Source organism: Bradyrhizobium tropiciagri (assembly GCF_018130505.1).
Lineage (GTDB): Bacteria > Pseudomonadota > Alphaproteobacteria > Rhizobiales > Xanthobacteraceae > Bradyrhizobium > Bradyrhizobium tropiciagri_B.
Genome location: NZ_JAFCKH010000001.1, coordinates 517,423 through 536,323, shown reverse-complemented (window position 1 = coordinate 536,323; position 18,901 = coordinate 517,423). Strand labels below are relative to the sequence as shown.

The following is an 18,901-nucleotide window of genomic DNA, read 5'->3' as shown; positions in this document are numbered from 1 at the left end:
GCGCAACAATGCGGCAACGAAATGAGCAAGACTACATCGGCCTGCGCAACAGCGGCTCGCCGCATTTGATCCGCGTTCCCTCCGCGACATTGTCGCAGAACTCGAAATTGCCGGGCGCCAGCACGATGATGGTCGAGCCGTGCTCGAACCAGCCGAGTTCATCGCCCTTCTTCACTTTCGCATCGCAGGGGAAATCCACCGGTCCCCGCGACTGCGCGTTCAGCGTGACGTCGAGGAAATGCAGACGGAGACTCGCCACCAGGATAGCCGCGACCGGAACCAGCGTCAGCGCCTCGCCGGTCGGAAGCTTCGCCCGCAACACTGCGCGCTCGTTCTTGCAGAACAGCCGCTCGATCCGCTTCAGCGCGATCGGATTGACGTTCCAGACATCGCCGTGAATGAACGTGACCTTGTCGATGGCAAGGTCGTACGGCGCATGGAAGCGGTGATACATGCTCGACGTCAGCCGCAGCGTGACGAAGCGGCCGTTCTTGTGCTGCTCGACCAGTGCCGGGTCGCCGAGCAGGTCGAGCAGCGAATAGGGCGCGCCCTTGACCTGGAACAACTGGCCGTCCTCGATGGCGCCATGCGCGCCGATGATCGCGTCCGAGGGGCTGGCGATGATGGCGGGATCGGCCGCCGCCGGGCGCAGGCCGGGCTTCAGCTCGCGGGTGAAGCAGTCGTGCAGGCTTTTGAATTCGGTCTTTTTGGCTTCCGACAGATCGAGGTCGGAGAACAGCTTCCAGCAGGCGATCGAGGCGTCGCGCACCAGCGGGTTCTCGACCTTGGAGAACCAGCCCATGAACCGGGTCAGGGCCGCCCGCGGAATCCGGTTGGTGAGCAGGAAATTGAGGTCTTCCTGCTGGGTGAATGCCGAGATCAGGCCCTTGACTGTCATGAATCTGTTAGGTGCCGAGGCTAGCGCTTCTGTCATGGAAACATCCCTTCCGATTCTCTCGCTGTCCGCCGCCGCGCTCGCCGGCGCCGCCGCAGCCTTCCCCAAAATTCAGGCCCGCATCGCGCTGTCGCGGGCCAAGCACCGCTCGCTCGCCGGACATTCCAAGATGTCCAAGATGGTGGCGCGCATGGTGCCGAAATACGAATTCGACATCGACGAGTTCTTCCGCTCGGACGGGGCGCCGACCGAGGTCGCGATGCAGCGCCAGGACGGCTTCTTCCGCCTCGCCGGCATCTACGGCGAGCGCTACCCCAAGGGTCGCGCGCTGACGGCCGAGGTCGCGGATCACATCTCCGACCTGCAGTTCACCGAAACCTACCGGGTGCCGTTCCAGTACAGCCGCCTGGTGCGCGAGCATCTCGCCACCTCGGCGTTCATGCAGGCTTCCAGCGGCGTCACCGTCACCGACGTCGACGGCAACGTCTCCTACGACCTGACCGGCTCCTACGGCGTCAACATCTTCGGCAACGACTTCTACAAGGAGTGCATCGCCGAGGGTGAGAAGCGCGCCAATGCGCTGGGTCCGGTGCTCGGTCCCTACCACCCGGTCATTGCCGACAATGTGAAGCGGCTGTGCGAGATCTCCGGCCTCGACGAGGTCTCGTTCCACATGTCCGGCACCGAGGCCGTGATGCAGGCGGTGCGGCTCGCGCGCTACCATACCAAGCGCAAGCGCCTGGTCCGTTTCGCCGGCTCCTATCACGGCTGGTGGGGTGACGTGCAGCCGGGCGTCGGCAACCCGGTGTCGCCGCACGAGACCTTCACCCTCGCCGAAATGTCCGAGAAGACGCTGCACGTGCTGCGCACCCGCAAGGACATCGCCTGCGTGCTGGTCAATCCGCTGCAGGCGCTGCATCCGAATTCCAACGCGCCCGGCGATTCCGCGCTGGTCGATTCCTCGCGCTCCTCGAAATTCGACCGCGCCGCCTACACCGAATGGCTGAAGCAGCTGCGCGAGGTCTGCACCGAGCGCGGCATCGTGCTGATCTTCGACGAGGTGTTCGTCGGCTTCCGCCTCGCCGCCGGCGGCGCCCAGGAGTATTTCGGCGTCAAGGCCGACATGGTGACCTACGGCAAGAGCCTCGCCGGCGGCCTGCCGATCGGCGTGGTCTGCGGCCGCAAGGACCTGATGCGGCGCTTCCGCGACGACCGCCCGGCGGACGTCTGCTTCGCCCGCGGCACCTTCAACTCGCATCCCTACGTCATGACGTCGATGGACGAGTTCCTGAGCCGGCTCGCCAGCCCCAATTTCCGCTCGATCTACAACGGGCTGGACGAGACCTGGAACGGCCGCGCCAAGGCGCTCAACGACCGCCTCGCGGCGCAGGGCCTGCCAGTGCGCGTCGGCAACCTCTCCTCGATCTGGACGGTCTATTACACCGAGCCGTCCCGCTATAACTGGATGCTGCAATACTATCTGCGCGCCGAGGGCCTGGCGCTGAGCTGGGTCGGCACCGGCCGCCTGATCTTCACCCTCAACTACAGCGACGCAGATTTCACCGAGGTCGCCGACCGCTTCGTCGCGGCGTCCGAAAAGATGAAGCGCGACGGCTGGTGGTGGCACAAGGAAGGCCTCACCAACCAGAACATCAAGCGGCAGATCCTCAAGGAGATGGCCGCGGCGAAGTTCAAGCGCTGAGGCCAGCCCCCGCTCTATCCCCCCCTCGCCCCGCTCTTGCGGGGCCGCGACGAGCGAAGCTCGCACTGAGAGGGTTGGGGTGAGGGGCTCTCTCCACAAATTTGGTAGCAGACGGACTCGCGGTGAGCCCCCCTCACCCGGATCGCATCTTACGATGCGATCCGACCTCTCCCCGCAAGCGGGGCGAGGTGAAGAGAAGCAGCCGCGTTCTCTCACTCTGCTTTCTTTCCCGGCCATCGTATGCCCCGTCGTTCCGGGGCGATGCGCAGCATCGAACCCGGAATCTCGAGATTCCGGGTTCGCCCGCTGCCGCGAGCGCCCCGGAATGACCGTGTCCAAGACCAAGCCCAAGACGATGCCCTAAGACGTAGATGCCCGGGACGAGCCCGGGCATGACGCAATTCGAAAGAGGTTGGGGATCAACGATCAGGCAGCGTGCTTGACGTGCTTCTCAAGACCCGGGTCGATCAGCTCGCCCTTCATCAGGAACAGCGGCGCCTTGTGATAGAGCTTCAGATCGTGGAACGGGTCGGTGATGATCTTGGTCATCCAGACGAGGCCGGTCTCGACGTCGCGGATGAAGAACAGGTGGATGGTGCGGAACAAGAGGCCGCCGACGCCGACAAACAGCCAGATCTTGGCCACCTGGCGGGTGAAGTCGCCCATCGTGACCCAGGGCTTGAACAGGCCGAACAAGGTCGGATCGAAGTACAGCACCATCGGCGACAGCGCCCAGATCGCCATCAGCACGACCTTGCGCTGCAGGTTGTAGCCGACCTTGATGTCTTCCTTGTGCTCGTGGGTCGCGTGGTTGACGTGGTCGTAGCCCTTCGGCTCGAAGAAGAAGTGACCGGCCTGGCGCGAGGTCATCGAGACCAGCCAGCCGACCAGCGCCGACACGACCGGATCGAAGAACAGCATCACATAGGCGAACACGAAGCTCAGCGCGCTGACGAAGTGCAGGCTCTGGTTGATCCGGCTGTGATGATAGTAGCGATGGTCATCCCAGCGCTGGGTACGCAGCTCTTGCAGGAAGTTCTTGATCATTGGTTCCCCCAACATCTGTCGGAACAAGGATTACAGGGATTCGATGTAGCGTGTGTGACATCATCATAATGACATATAATGATGTGGAGCGACGCGTTGACGCAACCGGAGAGTGACCCCGCCTCGTCCGGCACGCGCTTTCGCGGTGGACGAGACCGAGGATCGGCACCGTAGTTTCCCGGTCCGAGGCGTGCTGTGCGCCGCCTCACACGAGAGCTACGACGGCGGGCCGGGCCGCCCCTCAGGCGGCCTTGGCGACGTCCGCCTTGCGGAAGCGGACCAGCGAGAAATGGCCAAGCGGCGGGATCAGGCGGCGTTCGGCGAGCTCCATGCCGCGGGCACCGGCCAGCCACTTGGTGTAGCGCGACCAGGCGAATTCGGCGGTGCGGAAGCCGAGCGGGCGGACCACTGGCTGCAGCCTCTGCTCGATGAAGCGGCGCACGCCGGCATCGGCGCTGACCCGGGTCAGGATGATCAGCTCGCCGCCCGGGCGCACCACGCGGGCGAACTCGTCGAGCGCGGCTTCCGGATTCGGCACCGCCGACAGCACGTACTGCGCCATCACCACGTCGAACGAATTGTCGGGAAATTCGAGCTTCTCGGCGTCCATCACGGCGAGCCCCTCGACATTCTTCAGGCCGTATTCGCTGACGCGCTTCTTGGCCTTCTCCAGCATCGCTTCGGAGATGTCGGTGCCGAAGATGCGGACATGCGGGCCGTACAGCGGCAGCGAGATGCCGGTGCCGACGCCGACTTCGAGCACGCGGCCGCCGATCTTGTTGGTGGCCTGGATCGCCGCCTGCCGGCCCTTGCTGAACACGCCGCCGAACACGAGGTCATAGATCGGCGCCCAGCGGTCATAGGCCTGCTCGACCGTCTCGCGGTCGAAGGAACGCTTTGCGTCCAGCTTGAGGATGTCAGCCATAAATGGTCTCTCGTCTGCTTTCGTTCGATGAGGGTGTTAATTCGGAACGGCGGTCCGGCCGGCGACGCGGCGGGCGGGCCGCGGCGCGCGGCTCGGCTGCAACGGGGCCAGATTGCCGATGAACTGACGCGCACTGTTTTCCCAGGAGCGCTCCAGCGCGAAGTTGCGGCAGGTCTCGCGCGACATCGTCAGCGCACGCAGGCAGGCGGCGCGCAAATCATTGTCGATCGCGCCGATCGGATGATCCGCGATGACGTCCTTCGGTCCGGTGACCGGGAATGCGGCGACCGGCGTGCCGCAGGCCAGCGCCTCGAGTTGCACCACGCCGAAGGTATCGGTGAGGCTCGGGAACACGAAGACGTCGGCGGCGGCGAGATGCGAGGTCAGATCCTGGCCCTTCTTCTCGCCGAGGAAAATCGCGCCGGGATATTTCTGTTCCAGAGCCGCCTTCTGCGGGCCGTCGCCGACCACCACCTTGGAGCCCGGCAGGTCGAGCGACAGGAAGGCGTCGAGGTTCTTCTCCACCGCGACGCGGCCCATGGTCATGAAGATCGGCCGCGGCAGGTCGAGCGTCGTCGGCTGGTCCGGATTGAACAATCTGGTGTCGACGCCGCGGGTCCAGAATCCGAGCTTGCGGAAGCCGCGCTCGGCGAGCTCGGCCTTGAGCGAGTCGGTCGCCACCATCGTCATCGAGGCGGCGGCATGGAAGTGGCGCAGCACGGCATAGCCGACGCTGTCCGGGATACCCGTGCGCACCGAAACATATTCCGGGAAGCGCGTGGTGTAGGAGGTCGTGAAGGCGAGATCGTTGCGCTTGCAATAGCCGCGCACCGCCCAGCCGATCGGCCCCTCGGTTGCGATGTGGATCGCCTCGGGTGCCGCGTCCTCGATCCGGCGCGCGATCTCGCGGCGGTTCGGCAGCGCCATGCGCAGACCCGGATAGGTCGGCACGCCGACCGAGGGGAAACCCTCCGGCGTCAGGAATTCGATCTCCGCGCCGAGCGTCGCCGCGCTGCGCGACAGCGAGGTCAGCGTCCGGACGACACCGTTGACTTGCGGATGCCAGGCATCAGTCGCTACGAGGATGCGCATTGCACGAGATCCAAATCGTTAATTCGATTCTGCTCGCACGACGTTCTGACATGGATGTTTCAAACGTATGACGTCATCGAAATGTTAGGTTCTTTTTCAGGGCACAGCGCCGCTTTTTCGGATAACATGACAGTATGATGTCAGGGCAGGACGACACTCTCCGCGCTGCACGGCGCAGGGTCAGGCGGCGGAACTCCTCGCTGCTGATCCTGGCAGCCGGCATGCTCGCGTTCGGCCTCGCCGCCGGCGCGCTCTATTTCTTCCTGCGTCCGACGACGTTGCAGATCGCCGTCGGTCCGGCCGGCAGCGAGGACGTCAAGATCGTGCAGGCCTTCGCGCAGGCGTTTGCGCATGACGGCAGCGCGGTGCGGCTCAAGCCGGTCGCAACGCAAGGCTCCGCCGAAAGCATCGCGCTGTTCGCCGCGAACAAGGTCGACCTTGCGGTGGCGCGCGGCGATCTCAATCTGCCGGCCAGCGCGGAGTCGGTTGCGATCCTGCGCAAGAACGTCGTCGTGCTGTGGGCGCCCTCCGGCGCCAAGGGCAAGCGCTCCACGGGGTCGAAGGTCAAGAGCATCGACGATCTCGCCGGGCACAAGGTCGGCGTGATCGGCAGCACGCAGGCCAACGTCACGCTGCTGCGCGTGATCCTCACCGAGTCCGGCGTCAATCCCGACAAGGTCGCGGTCAGCCAGTTCAGCGTCAAGCAGATCGCCGAGCTTGCGCGCGATCCCTCGCTCGACGCCTACATGGCCGTGGGTCCGCTCGACAGCAAGATCACGGCCGAGGCGATCGCGGCAACCGCGGCGGCGCGCGGCGAGCCGCGCTTCCTGCCGATCGATGTCTCCGAGGCGATCGCGCAGAAGCATCCGCTCTATGAGTCCGAGGAGATCGCCGGCAGCATCTTCTCGTCGTCGCCGGCACGTCCGGAGGACAAGGTCGAAACCGTCAGCGTCAATCATCTGCTCATCGCGCAGCACGCGCTCGACGATGCAACGGTCGGCGCGCTGGTCCGGCAATTGTTCACGATGCGCCTGCAGGTCGCCCGCGACGTGCCGTCGGCGTCCAAGATCGAGAAGCCCGACACCGACAAGGATGCCGCGCTGCCGGCGCACCAGGGCGCGGCAGCCTATATCGACGGCAACGAACGCACCTTCCTCGAGAAGTATTCGGACTACATCTGGGGCGGCATCCTGCTGCTGTCCGGCCTCGGCTCGGCGATCGCCTGGCTGCGTCACTACATGAAGCGCGACGAGCGCGAGCAGTACATCGCGCATCGCGACAATCTGCTGGCGCTGATCTCGAAGGTGCGCGGCGCGGAAACACCGGAAGCGCTCGAGGCCATGATGAGCGAAGCGGATGACCTGTTGCGCGAGGCGCTCGACTGCTACGACGACGGCGCGATCGAGGAAGGCGACCTCGCGGTGATCGGTCTGACGCTGGAGCAATTCCACCACGCCGTCGCCGATCGCCGTGCCGTGCTCGGCGGCGACAGGCCGGGCCTGCCGCGGATGCGCGCCGGCTAGGCAGCGTTGAGCGAGCCCGGGACAAAGGGTGCCCGCACCATTTCGGAATAATGGAATAGTATCGCTGAGTTGCCCGACGTGTCAAGCGGCCGTATCGACCGCGGGCAGCCGCCGGCTACTTTGCATGGGGTTGTTCTTCGGTATTTGGCATTGCCTCCTGCGACGGCAGCACCACACGGCCGATTGCACCGAGAGCAATGTGCACCGAGAGCAATGTTTTTGTTGTGAGTACGAATCCGCGCCACCATGTTGGATGGTGACCGCAACGCTTCGCACAACGCCATGTCCGCCTCCACCATCGCAGAACTGCCCGCACCGTTCATGCTCGCGGTTGCCTTCGCCGGCGTGTTCCTGATCTCCTTCATGAAGGGCGCATTCGGCGGCGGCTTTGCCATCGTCGGCATTCCGCTGCTGTCGCTGGCGATGGATCCGATCGCCGCCGGCGCGCTGCTGGCGCCGCTGTTCATCGTGATGGACCTCACCGCGCTGCGCTACTGGCGGCCGAACACCTGGTCGCGCCCCGATCTCGCGATGCTGCTGCCCGCGCTGGTGGTCGGCATCGGCCTCGGCTATTTCGTGCTGCGCGATCTCGACCGCCACGCCATCGAGATCGTGATGGGCGTGGTGACGCTGCTGTTCGCCGGGCTCTGGCTGATCGGCGGCGGCGAGATCAAGCCGCGGCCGCGTTCGGCCATCAAGGCCGGGCTCGCCGGCCTCTCCTCCGGCGTCACCACGATGGTGGCGCATTCCGGCGGTCCGCCGCTGGCGATGTACCTGTTGCCGCTCGGCATGTCGAAGGCGCTCTATGCCGGCACCACCAGCCTGTTCTTCACGGTCGGCAACCTCCTGAAGGCCGGCCCGTGGCTGGTGCTCGCAACCCCCTCGCGAAGCCTGTGGCTGCTGATGGCGCTGTGCGTTCCGGCCGTGCCGGCCGGCGTCTGGGCCGGCTGGCGGCTGCACGAGCGCCTCGACCAGCGCGCGCTGTACCGCGCCTGCTACGCCATCCTCGTCGTCACCGCGGCCAAGCTGCTGTGGGACGGCCTGGGCGGGTATATCCACCTCTGAGCCGGCCTGCGGCGCCGCCCCGGCAACCCCGGATTAACTGTCCCGCGAAACACGCACGAAACAATTCCCTAACGCCACGAAACCATTTTGGCGATTTCGTGCAAACGTCCTGAAACGGCTGGCCTGTACTTCATTGTTCCAACGACGCGCCACAGCGGCGCGCAGGGCGCAAACAACAGGGGTCGACAATGTTCCAGTCCATCAAGCTGAACTCGCGTCTCGCTGCCGCTGCCTTTGGCGCGCTGGCGATTGGCACCGTTGCCTTTTCCGCTTCCGCCGCGGCCGCGCCGCTGGTCCCCTTCCCGTTTATCCTGACGCCGCCGACCGAGGCCGCTCCGCCCCCGGTGCAGCAGATGCCGCAGGTCCAGGAAGAAGAGCGCACCACCGTTCTGCCCGCCCGCCTCCGCCGCCAGGTCGTCGCCTATCCGACCCGCGAGGCGCCCGGCACCATCATCATCGACACCCCGCACACCTATCTCTACCTGGTGCTCGGCAACGGCCAGGCGATGCGCTACGGCATCGGCGTCGGCCGCGATGGCTTCACCTGGTCGGGCACCCAGACCATCACCAAGAAGGCCGAGTGGCCGGATTGGACCCCGCCGCCGGAAATGATCGCCCGCCAGCCCTACCTGCCGCGCCACATGGCCGGCGGCCCCGGTAACCCGCTCGGCGCCCGCGCCATGTATCTGGGCGGCACCGTGTACCGCATTCACGGGACCAACGCGCCCGAGACGATCGGCACCCGCGTCTCCTCCGGCTGCCTGCGCCTCACCAATGAGGACGTCAGCGACCTCTATTCGCGGGTCGGCGTCGGCACCAAGGTGATCGTGCTGCCGATGACCGATCGCCGCGCCGACCTCGGCTCGGCCGTCCGCTAAATCGTAATCATCCTTAAGCGAGTACGGCCCCGGCCCGCCAGCCGGGGCCGTACTCGTTTTGCCGGCCGTTAACCTCCTCGCCGCTTTGTGCGGTCACGCAATCTTTCGCCCCCGAAGCAGCTTGATCCGGCCACACTGGCGCCCTCGTCGGCAGGCCTGTACAAGTTGTGTCAACTTCATTTCATCCGGGGACATGATGCGTCTGTCGATGCGTCCGATGACGATCCTGCTCGGGATCGCGGTGGTGGCGGTCTCGTTCCTGATCGCCTTGAAGGCGATGGACTTGGTGGCGCCGAGCGCTCCGGTGCAGCCGCCGAAGATCGTGGAGCGGCCGCCGCTGCCGGCGGCGCCGCGCTCCTCGACGGTGGTGGCGCAGGTCTCGGTGGCGCTGTCGGCGATCCGTGACGTGGCCGAGCGCGGCGCGCCGAAGACCTTTGCCGGCAAGGCGCCCAATCCGGCGACGCAGATCCTGCAGAATGCCGATATCAACTGGACCGCCTCGCGCGGCCCGATCGCGCTGACCGGCGCGCAGGATGTGCTGACGCTGTCGACCCCGATCGACGGATCGCTCAAGGTCACCGGCTCGCTGTCGGCGAAGGCGAACGGCGCCTTGAATGACGCGCTCGGCAGCCTGCTCGGCGGCAACGTCGCCAAGCAGATCGGCGCCGTCAACATCAAGAACATCAACGCCAATGCCGAGATCAAGGGCAACGTCACGCTGACCGCGCGGCCGAAGCTCGGCGCCTCCTGGCGGATCGAGCCGAACCTGCAAGCGCAGGTCAATCTCAGCGACACCAATCTGTCCACCGCCGGCGTGCGCCTCAACGTGCCGGCGCAGGTCAAGCCGGTGATCGACAAGACCGTGGCCGACCAGATCGCCGCGATCGAGGCGCGGCTGCACAACGATCCGGCGTTCCAGAACAGCGCACGCGCGCAATGGGCCAAGGCCTGCCGCTCGATTCCGCTGCAGGGCACCGGCGGCACCTCGTCGATGCCGCCGATGTGGCTCGAACTGAAGCCGACCCGCGCCATCGCGGCGCAGCCGAAGGTCGACGCCTCGTCGATGATCATCACGATGGGGATCGAGGCCGAGACGAGGATCACCGAGAAGCAGACCACGCCGGACTGCCCGTTCCCGGACAAGCTCTCGATCGTGCCGCCGATGCCGGGCCAGGTCGCGATCGGCCTGCCGGTCGACATGTCCTTCACGACGCTGACCCAGCTGGTCGAGGCGCAGGTCAAGGACAAGACTTTTCCCGAGGACGGCTCCGGTCCGGTCGACGTCACCGTCAAGCATGCCAGCGTCGCCGCCTCCGGCGACCGCCTGTTGATCTCGCTGCTGGTGCGCGCCAAGGAGAAGGCGAGTTGGTTCGGCCTCGGTGCCGAGGCGACCGTCTATATCTGGGGCCGACCGCGGCTCGACCAGCAGGCGCAGACGCTGCGGCTCAACGATGTCGAGTTGGCGGTGGAATCCGAGGCCGCATTCGGCCTTCTGGGCGCAGCGGCGCGCGCGGCGATTCCCCGCGTTCAGCAGGCGCTCGCCGACCGGCTGATCGTCGATCTGAAGCCGTTCGCCAACAACGCGCAGCGCAAGATCGCCGCCGCGATCGCCGACCTGCAGAAGAACGAGGACGGCATCCGCGTCGACGCCGAGGTCAACAGCATCCGCCTCGCCGGCATCGACTTCGACTCCAAGACACTGCGGGTGATCGTGGAGACCGAGGGCACCATCAAGGCCGCCGTGACCGCGCTGCCGGCGCTGTAATCGCCGCCAGCCAGCTCGCTAGACGATATCCCAGTCGTTCGAGACGACCCCGGCGGCCGCGATCACATGCGCGCCGCCGACCTGGCCGTTGTCCCAGACCAACACCGCACCATTGTCGTTGCGCCACAGGATGTCGCTGCGACCGTTGCCGTCGTAGTCGCCGGTGTCGGCGATGCGCCAGTCGTTTGAGATCACGCCGACCGCCGCAACGATGTGCGCGCCCCCGATCTGACCGTTATCCCAGATCGACACCGCGCCATTGTCGTTGCGCCACAGGATGTCGTCGCGCCCGTTGCCGTCGAAGTCATCGGTCGCGGCAATCCGCCAGTCGTTCGGAACCAGGCCTGCCGACGCCACGATGTGCGCGCCGCTCGCCTGGCCGCTATCCCAGATCGAGACCGCGCCGTTGTCGTTGCGCCACAGGATGTCGTCGCGGCCGTCGCCGTTGAAGTCGCCGGCCCCGGCGACGCGCCAGCCGCCGGGAACGACGCCGGCACTGGCAACGATATGCGCGCCGCCGATCTGCCCGTCGTCCCAGATCGAGACCGCGCCATTGTCGTTGCGCCACAGGATGTCGTCGTGATGGTTGCCGTCGAAATCGCCGGTGCCGGCAATATGCCAGCTGCCGGCGACAGCGCCGGCGCTGGCGATGACGTGCGCAGCGCCGATCTGCGCGCTATCCCAGATGGAGACCGTGCCGTTGTCGTTCTGCCATAGCGCGTCGCTGGCGCCGTCGCCGTCGAAATCGGCCTTGCCCATGATGTGCCAGCCGGCCGCGATGCCGGAGCCGACGATATGCGCGGCTGCGATCTGCGCATCGTCCCACACCGAGACGGCGCCGTTGTCGCGGAACCAGAGGATGTCGTCGCGGGCGTTGCCGCCGAAATCGCTCCGGCCCAGCGAGTCGAAGATGAAATCATCCGCGGCCAGATTCGCCCTGGTAACACCGAGCAGCGTGAGCTTGTCGCCGCCGCCGAAGTCGATCACGGTGTCGGCGCCGGCCTGGGTCGCATGCGAGAGCACGGCGGAGAGCGAATGGACGTCGAAGCCGGCAAGGCCGATGCGATCACCACTGCCTGCGCCCGCCGCGAAGTCGTTGATGATGTCGGCGCCGTAACCGGGCGCGAACACGAAGCGATCGGCGCCGGCCCCGCCGGTCGTCGTATCCCTGCCGGTGCCGCCGTCGAGCATGTCGTTGCCGGAGCCGCCGAACATCATGTCGTCGCCGCCGAGGCCGCGCAGCCGGTCACCCTGGTCCGCCGAGACCACGTCCGGCGTCAGGCGGAACACGTCGCCACCCTGGTTGACGATGTAGAGATTGCCCCTCGCGTCCTCACCGAACGAGGTCGGCGTGACGATGGTGCCGACATTGGTGTGGATCTGTGCCGTCCGGTCGGTCGCGACCCAGGCGCCGCCCGTGTTGCGCAAGGTGTAGACGTGGCCGCTGCCGAGGTCGGCAAAGAAATATTGCCCTTGCAGCCCCTCGCTGGTGCCGCGATAGGCGTAGCCGCCAATGACGGCGATGCCGGTCGCATGGCTGTAGGAATAGATCGGCGCCGTCAGCGTGCCGGCCGAAACCGTGCCGCTGCCGGCAGGGCCTTCGTAGGACGGCCAGCCGTAGTTGGCGCCGCCCCGCCCGAGATTGATCTCCTCCCAGGTGCTCTGGCCGACATCGGCAATGTAGAACTCGCCGGTGCCGCGATCGAAGCTGTCGCGGAACGGGTTGCGCAGGCCGAGTGCGAAAATTTCGGGGGCGGCGCCCATCGTGCCGACGAACATGTTGTCGGGCGGGATGGCGTAGTTCTTGTTGGGGTCTGCCGGAAATGCATCGGCATGGACGTCGATGCGCACGATCTTGCCGAACAGATTGCTGGCAATTTGCGCGTTGCTCGGGTTCGCATTTTCGCCGACCGCCGCGTAGAGGTAGCCGTCCGGCCCGAACCCGATCCAGCCGCCATTGTGGTTGGTGGCGGCGGACAGATTTCCCAGGCTCATGACCGTCGTCGCGCTGGCCACGACATTGGGGTTTGCCGGATTGACGTGATAGCGCACGATCTCGTTGTGCACGCCGCCGGTCGTCACGGTCATATAGGCATAGACGAATCCGTTGTTCGCATAATCCGGGTCGAACGCGAGGCCCAGCAGGCCCCGCTCGCCATTGCTGTCTACACTCGCGCTGAGGAACGGCACCGGCAGCAGCTGTCCGGTGACGAGATCGACGATCCGCACCGTTCCGCTCTGCTGGACGACGAACAGGCGTCCGGAGTCTCCCGGAGCGGCGGTGACGAAGAGCGCGCCGGTCAGTCCCGTTGCGACGCGGGTTGCGGTGATCGAGCTGACATTGCCCTGCGCCCCGTTCGGATCGAAACCGTAGAGCAAGTCGCGGCCAGCGCTGCCGCTGAGATCGTTGCCGCCATCATTGCCCAGAACGACGTTCGCATTCGCCATGCGACCTCCAGGGAATTTTGCGCAGGAGAGCCAGATTTGATGTCTTGGTTTCGCGAGCCGTGCGGTGCGAGCTCGACGCATCGAAGCATCCGGCAAGCGCACGCGATGTTCAAGCAATGCGATTGCGATCAAATGCCACGGGACGCTGCGGCACGGCCCCACCAGAGGTTGCCGCCCTCCCCGGCGTGACGGGCCTCCCGGGCCGCGAGGTACCGGAACACTCCGCCGCGCGGCAATTCGATCACACGCAGTTCCGGCGCCTGCCCAGAAAGTCGGCTTTGCGACAGCTTGCCGCACCGGATAGAAGGGCCCGGTGGAAGCAACCCTCAACGAAAAGTCAGGGAGAGAACAATCATGAAGTCACTGTTGGCCGCAGCTGCGGCCGGTCTCGCGCTCGCGGCCTCCGGCTCCGCGGCCAACGCCCAGATCTCGGACAATGTCGTCAAGATCGGCGTACTCACGGACATGTCGAGCCTTTACGCGGACGCCACCGGCAAGGGCTCGGTCGCCGCGGTCGAGATGGCGGTCGCCGATTACGGCGGCAAGGTGAAGGGCGTGCCGGTCCAGGTGGTCTCGGCCGATCACCAGAACAAGCCCGACGTCGGCATCAACATCGCGCGTAACTGGTATGACAACGAGAAGGTCGATGCGATCCTCGACGTCCCGACCTCCTCGGTCGCGCTGCCGATCTCGGCGCTGACGCGCGAGAAGAACAAGATCAACATCAACTCCGGCGGCGGCTCCTCGGACATCACCGGCACCGCCTGTTCGCCCAATACGGTGCACTGGACCTACGACACCTATGCGCTCTCGAACGTCGCCGGCAAGGCGATGGTCAAGCGCGGCGAGGACACCTGGTTCTTCGTCACCGCCGACTACGCTTTCGGCATGGCGCTGGAGCGCGACGCTGCCAACGTCGTCAAGGAAAGCGGCGGCAAGGTGCTCGGCGACGTGCGCCACCCGCTGAACTCGTCGGACTTCTCGTCCTTCCTGCTGCAGGCACAGGCGTCGAAAGCCAAGGTCGTGGCGCTGGCGAATGCCGGCGGCGACACCACCAACGCGCTGAAGCAGGCCTCCGAGTTCGGCCTGGTGCAGGGCGGCCAGAAGATGATCGCGCTGCTGCAGGAGATCACCGACACGCATTCGCTCGGCATCAAGGCAACCCAGGGCCTGATCGTCACCGACGCCTTCTACTGGGACATGAACGACGAGACCCGCGCCTTCTCGAAGCGCTTCAACGAGAAGGTCGGCCACATGCCGACCATGATCCAGGCCGGCCTCTACTCGGCGACCATGCATTACCTGAAGGCGATCGAGGCGATCGGCAGCGACGAAGCGCCGAAGGTGATGGAGCAGATGCGCAAGACGCCGATCAACGACTTCTTCGCCAAGAACGGCCACATCCGGATCGACGGCCGCATGGTGCACGACATGTATCTGTTCGAGGTCAAGAAGCCCGAGGAATCCAAGGGCGAGTGGGACCTCTACAAGCTGATCGCCACCGTGCCCGGCGACGAGGCCTTCCGTCCGCTCGACAAGGGCGGCTGCCCGCTGGTGAAGTGAGCCGAGGTGAAACTCGCTTTCCGCGTCCCGGCATTTTGCCGAAGCGCGGGAAATCAAATCCGCAATCCCGGACATCACAAGTTCGGGATTGCCATTCCCGCACATGAACCTCGGCTCGGACCGGCTGACCTATAGGCGCCGGGATTTTGCATCACCCTTCCCGGGGCTAGAACCGGCGCCGCCTGCCTTATTTCAAGCAGGCGGCGTTGTGTTGTCGAGGGCCGGGTTCCTCTTCATTCAGCGGCGATGATGGGCGCTATGGCGCGGCAGATCGGCGGTAACGCCGATGCCGGCTTCGCGCTGCTGGATCGCCTGCAGCACTGCCGGCGGCTGCAACACCAGAGCGGCTGCGCGAGTCGGCGCGCCGCCGTTCAGAACGTCGCGGTACGGGTAGAGGGCCTGATACGCAGCCGGCTCGGAAATCGCTGCCTAGGCCGAGGCCGCCGTGGCCGCGAAGGCCGACAGCGCCGCAGCCAGCGCGACGGTTTTGAAAGCCGCCTTTGCGGTATGTGAAATCCTGGTCGTCATGATAGCGCTCCTTGCGACTTTCATCGCATGCGATTAATTCGCTCGCGCTCTATAAAGGGATGCTGGCGATAGATTTCAAGCATTCCGATTTAATCGGATACGATACATTTGATCACAACCCTTCAACTATCCGTGTCGCGGGGAAATCGCTGATAAATCATTAGATTGCCGGCAGGACGACCGACTTTGCCCACCCTGCCGGGAACCCGATCAGACCCCTGAAACGCGCATAGTCGCGATCTGGAACGGTCGTAGCTGCAGACGGCACACCCGCCCCTCTACGGGCAGCGCGTCGATCCGGTCCTCCAGGATGTTGCTCGTCCAGACCGCCGAGATGTCGACGCCGAACGCCAGCGTCACGGCAGCATGAACGCCAATGCTTTCATAGAGCCGCACCACCCAGCCCTCGCCATCCTCGGCCGGCTTGATCGTGTCGATGACCACGTTGGACGGCGACGCCTTCAGGAACGACTGCCGCAACGGCTCGCCCGGACGTCCCTTGATCCAGAGCACGGGCCGGGCAAAGCGCAGCGCCCTGCCGACGGTATCCGCCGCGCGCCAGTCGCCCGCGTGCGGATAGAGCGCATAGCCCATCCGGTGCTGGCCGAGATCGGCCTGCGGATCGGGCGAGATCGGGCCGCGCAGCAGCGTCAACGCGAGCTGATTGCCGAACACCGAATAGCCGTGCCGGCAGTCGCTGAATAGCGAGACGCCGAAATCCGGCTCGCCGATGTCGGCCCAGCGGTGACCCGGCACCTCGTATTGGGCCGCATCGGCATCGGTGTTGGCGTGGGTCGGCCGCTCGGTCGCGCCGAACATGGTCTCAAAGGTCGCGTTCGGCGAACGGCAGGCGACGGGAAACATCACCTTCAGCGCCGTCCGGCGTTCCTGCCAGTCGACCGTGGTTTCGAAGGCGAGGTAACCGGCGCCGGCGTCGAGGCGGATCACCTGGGACAGATGGCTGGCGCGTCCGAGCTTGCGCGCGAAGCGAATTTCGCCGCGCAGCCCGCCGTCCAGCAGAACCTCGCAGGTGACCTCTCCCGACACCTCGCGCGTGGTCTCCAGCGCGAACGGATCGATATCCCACGCCTCGAAGTCGAGCGGCCGGTCCTCCAGCAGCAGGAAGCGGCCGCCGGGCGCGGCCATGGTCTCGCGGCCGGTCGGCAAATGCAGCAGCGAGCGGACGTGACCCGTGCGGTCGATGCGCGCCTCAAGCTGCGCATTCGACAGCACGAAGCCGTCGGCATCGGACGCCACGCCAACGCGCTCGTCGATCGCGGCCGTCTCGCCCGCCGCGAACGGCGCGGCGACGACGTGGTGAAGCGTGCCGTCGGGATCGCAGGCGATCTCGGCGCGCGCGCTGCCTAGCGTATTGACCGGTGTCCAGCCGCCGTCACCGCTCTCGCAGAGCGTGCCCAGCACGGCCTGCGTGCGGCGCCTGGCGTCCGCCTCGACGCCGGCGAGTTCGGCCTCGGCTCGCTCATAGACTTCGCCGATGCTGCTGCCCGGAATGATGTCGTGAAACTGGTTGACCAGCAGCGTGCGCCACAGCGCTTCGATCTCCTGCGCCGCAGGCGACGGCCGCTGCCACGCAGCCGCGACGGTGGCGGCGAATTCCAGCGCCTGAAGGCCGGCCTCGCAGGCGCGGTTGAGCCGCTTGACCTCGGCCTGCGTGGTGTAGGTGCCGCGGTGATATTCGAGATAGAGCTCGCCCTCGATGGTCGCGAAGTTCTCCGCGGACATCGCCAGACGGTCGAAGAATTCGTCAACGGTGCGGATCTGGATTCGCGGCAGTCCCTGCAGATCCTTGGTGCGCTGCAGCGTCTCCAGCATGGTTTCATCGGCGCCGCCGCCGCCGTCGCCATACCCGAACAGATAAAGCGCGTCCGGCGAGCGGTCGGCATCCTTGTAGTTGGCGGCGTGATAGCGCAGCTCGGCGAGCTGCGTTGAGCCGTTATAGGTATCCGCCGGGGGGAAGTGCGCCAGCACGGTGCTGCCATCGAGCCCGCGCCAGTGGAAGCTGTGATGCGGCGGCGAGGTGAACTTGTTCCACGACAGTTTCTGGGTGAGGAAGCGCACCATGCCCGCCGAGCGCATCAGCTGCGGCAGCTGCGCGTCGTAGCCGAACACGTCGGGATTCCAGAACACCGTGGAGCGTGCGCCGAAGGTGCGCTCGAAATAGCGCTGGCCGTAGAGGAACTGGCGGCAGATCGACTCGCCCCAGGGCAGATTGCAGTCCGGCTCGACCCAGCTGCCCCCGATCGGAAGCCACTGGCCGGTCGCGGCCTTGGCGCGGATGCGCGCGAACAGATCCGGGTCGTTCTGCTCGATGACGACATACTGGTAGGCCTGCGAGCAGGCGAACTTGAAATCGGGATAGCGCTCCATCAACGCGACCGCGGTGGAGAAGCTGCGCTGCGCCTTGCGCCGGGTTTCCGCCAGCGGCCACAGCCATGCCGTGTCGAGATGGGCATGGCCGATCGCCGTCATCTCGTGCGCGACCCCGCCATTGCGCGCCGCGAGCAATTCATCGAGCACGGACCGCGCCGCCGGCCATGTCGCACGATCGTCAGGATCGGCAATATTGCAGACGCGATTGAGGTCGTGCAGCAGCCGCCCGGCCCAGGTCCGGTCCAGCGCCGGCTGCGCCGTCTCGCCGACGGCGCCATACGCCCTGCTCTTGGTCGACGGATCGCGGTCAGCCTCGAGCTGACGCAGCACGTCGTAATCGAAGTAGAACGACCAGGCCTCCGGATCGAAGCGGCGCAGCTCGCAGGCCGCCAGCGCGTAGGCCTGCGTGTCGCTGCCGAACGCGCCGAACAGGCCGTTGCAGGCGACCTCCACGAGGAAGCTCAAGGTCTCGCCACCGCGCGCCGATGCAATGAGCGGCGCAACATGCCGGCCGGGATTCAGCCCCTGCGTCGAACGCCCATCCAGCCAGAGCAAGGCCTCCGAGCGGCTGTCCCAATACAGATCGACGCGCGACCCGGCCCAGCCCGCAGGCACCTCGGCCACGATCCGAACCCAATATGTCGCCCATAGCGGCCCGAGCGGCTGGCCCAATTCGACCGGCCGGTAGTCCAGCTCGAGCGCCTCCGCCAGGCTGATCCGGTCCGTCGGACAGGCCAGTTCGAGCGAGGTGACCTTCACGCGATCGCTGTGAATCCTGCGCTGCAGCCGCTCCGCAAAGCGCTGCAGCCTGCGCCGCGTATATTGCGGGTAGCGCCCGCGAATCCGCGCTACCGCGGCATTGCCGTCGTCTCGATCCGTGTCGTCGATCATGGTTCACCCGTGTGAAGGATGAAGGCCTAAGCCCGATTCGTTGAGGCTTGATTATAGCGGCGCTTGAGCCGATCGAATCAGGGAGCCGCGCAGGCGGGCGCGCATGAGCGCGAGGTTCGAAACTGCCCGTTAGCTAACTCAACCGTTACGTCGTTGAGCCAGGTTTTATGCACCTCGAACGCAAAAAC

General features: G+C 65.9%; 12 protein-coding genes. 6 read left to right on the top strand and 6 right to left on the bottom strand.

Translation table 11 applies throughout. The features are described from left to right. Positions 1-31: 31 nt before the first annotated feature. Positions 32-898, bottom strand: coding sequence for an archaetidylserine decarboxylase (gene asd / locus JQ633_RS02435; RefSeq protein WP_211981940.1), 867 nt, complete (start codon positions 896-898; stop codon positions 32-34). Positions 899-932: 34 nt separating this feature from the next. Between asd and JQ633_RS02430 the strand changes: the two genes are divergently transcribed. Then, complete coding sequence (locus JQ633_RS02430; RefSeq protein ID WP_211981938.1) at positions 933-2,597, top strand: aminotransferase class III-fold pyridoxal phosphate-dependent enzyme; 1,665 nt, start codon at positions 933-935, stop codon at positions 2,595-2,597. A 426-nt stretch (positions 2,598-3,023) separates the two neighbouring features. Here the strand turns inward: JQ633_RS02430 and JQ633_RS02425 are convergent, their stop codons facing one another. The 3 genes from JQ633_RS02425 to JQ633_RS02415 form a co-directional block, all read right to left on the bottom strand. Further along, a complete protein-coding gene (locus JQ633_RS02425; RefSeq protein WP_211981936.1) occupies positions 3,024-3,644 on the bottom strand; it encodes a hypothetical protein in 621 nt (206 codons plus the stop codon). A 241-nt stretch (positions 3,645-3,885) separates the two neighbouring features. After that, a complete protein-coding gene (locus JQ633_RS02420) occupies positions 3,886-4,569 on the bottom strand; it encodes a class I SAM-dependent methyltransferase (protein WP_211981934.1) in 684 nt (227 codons plus the stop codon). A gap of 36 nt (positions 4,570-4,605) precedes the next feature. Beyond that, positions 4,606-5,661, bottom strand: coding sequence for a glycosyltransferase family 4 protein (locus JQ633_RS02415; RefSeq protein ID WP_211981932.1), 1,056 nt, complete (start codon positions 5,659-5,661; stop codon positions 4,606-4,608). Positions 5,662-5,798: 137 nt separating this feature from the next. Here JQ633_RS02415 and JQ633_RS02410 point away from each other — a divergent pair, with 137 nt between their 5' ends. The 4 genes from JQ633_RS02410 (at position 5,799) to JQ633_RS02395 (ending at position 10,892) form a co-directional block, all read left to right on the top strand. Next, positions 5,799-7,184, top strand: a complete 1,386-nt coding sequence (locus JQ633_RS02410) for a TAXI family TRAP transporter solute-binding subunit (RefSeq protein WP_211982756.1) — start codon at positions 5,799-5,801, stop codon at positions 7,182-7,184. A 282-nt stretch (positions 7,185-7,466) separates the two neighbouring features. Further along, positions 7,467-8,249: a sulfite exporter TauE/SafE family protein gene (locus JQ633_RS02405; RefSeq protein ID WP_211981930.1), complete on the top strand. Its 783-nt coding sequence runs from the start codon at positions 7,467-7,469 to the stop codon at positions 8,247-8,249. 188 nt (positions 8,250-8,437) lie between these two features. Continuing rightward, complete coding sequence (locus tag JQ633_RS02400; RefSeq protein ID WP_211981928.1) at positions 8,438-9,127, top strand: L,D-transpeptidase; 690 nt, start codon at positions 8,438-8,440, stop codon at positions 9,125-9,127. 196 nt (positions 9,128-9,323) lie between these two features. After that, entirely contained in the window at positions 9,324-10,892 is a 1,569-nt protein-coding gene (locus tag JQ633_RS02395; RefSeq protein WP_211982754.1) for a DUF4403 family protein, read from the top strand. Between the two features lie 18 nt (positions 10,893-10,910). Here the strand turns inward: JQ633_RS02395 and JQ633_RS02390 are convergent, their stop codons facing one another. Then, positions 10,911-13,340, bottom strand: coding sequence for a PQQ-dependent sugar dehydrogenase (locus JQ633_RS02390; RefSeq protein ID WP_211981926.1), 2,430 nt, complete (start codon positions 13,338-13,340; stop codon positions 10,911-10,913). Positions 13,341-13,694: 354 nt separating this feature from the next. Between JQ633_RS02390 and JQ633_RS02385 the strand changes: the two genes are divergently transcribed. Continuing rightward, positions 13,695-14,903 carry an ABC transporter substrate-binding protein gene (locus JQ633_RS02385; protein ID WP_211981924.1) on the top strand — a complete coding sequence of 403 codons (1,209 nt, stop codon included), beginning with the start codon at positions 13,695-13,697 and terminating at the stop codon, positions 14,901-14,903. Between the two features lie 738 nt (positions 14,904-15,641). On the opposite strand, the gene JQ633_RS02380 is transcribed toward JQ633_RS02385, so the two are convergent. Next, positions 15,642-18,713, bottom strand: a complete 3,072-nt coding sequence (locus tag JQ633_RS02380; RefSeq protein ID WP_211981922.1) for an alpha-mannosidase — start codon at positions 18,711-18,713, stop codon at positions 15,642-15,644. Positions 18,714-18,901: the final 188 nt, after the last annotated feature.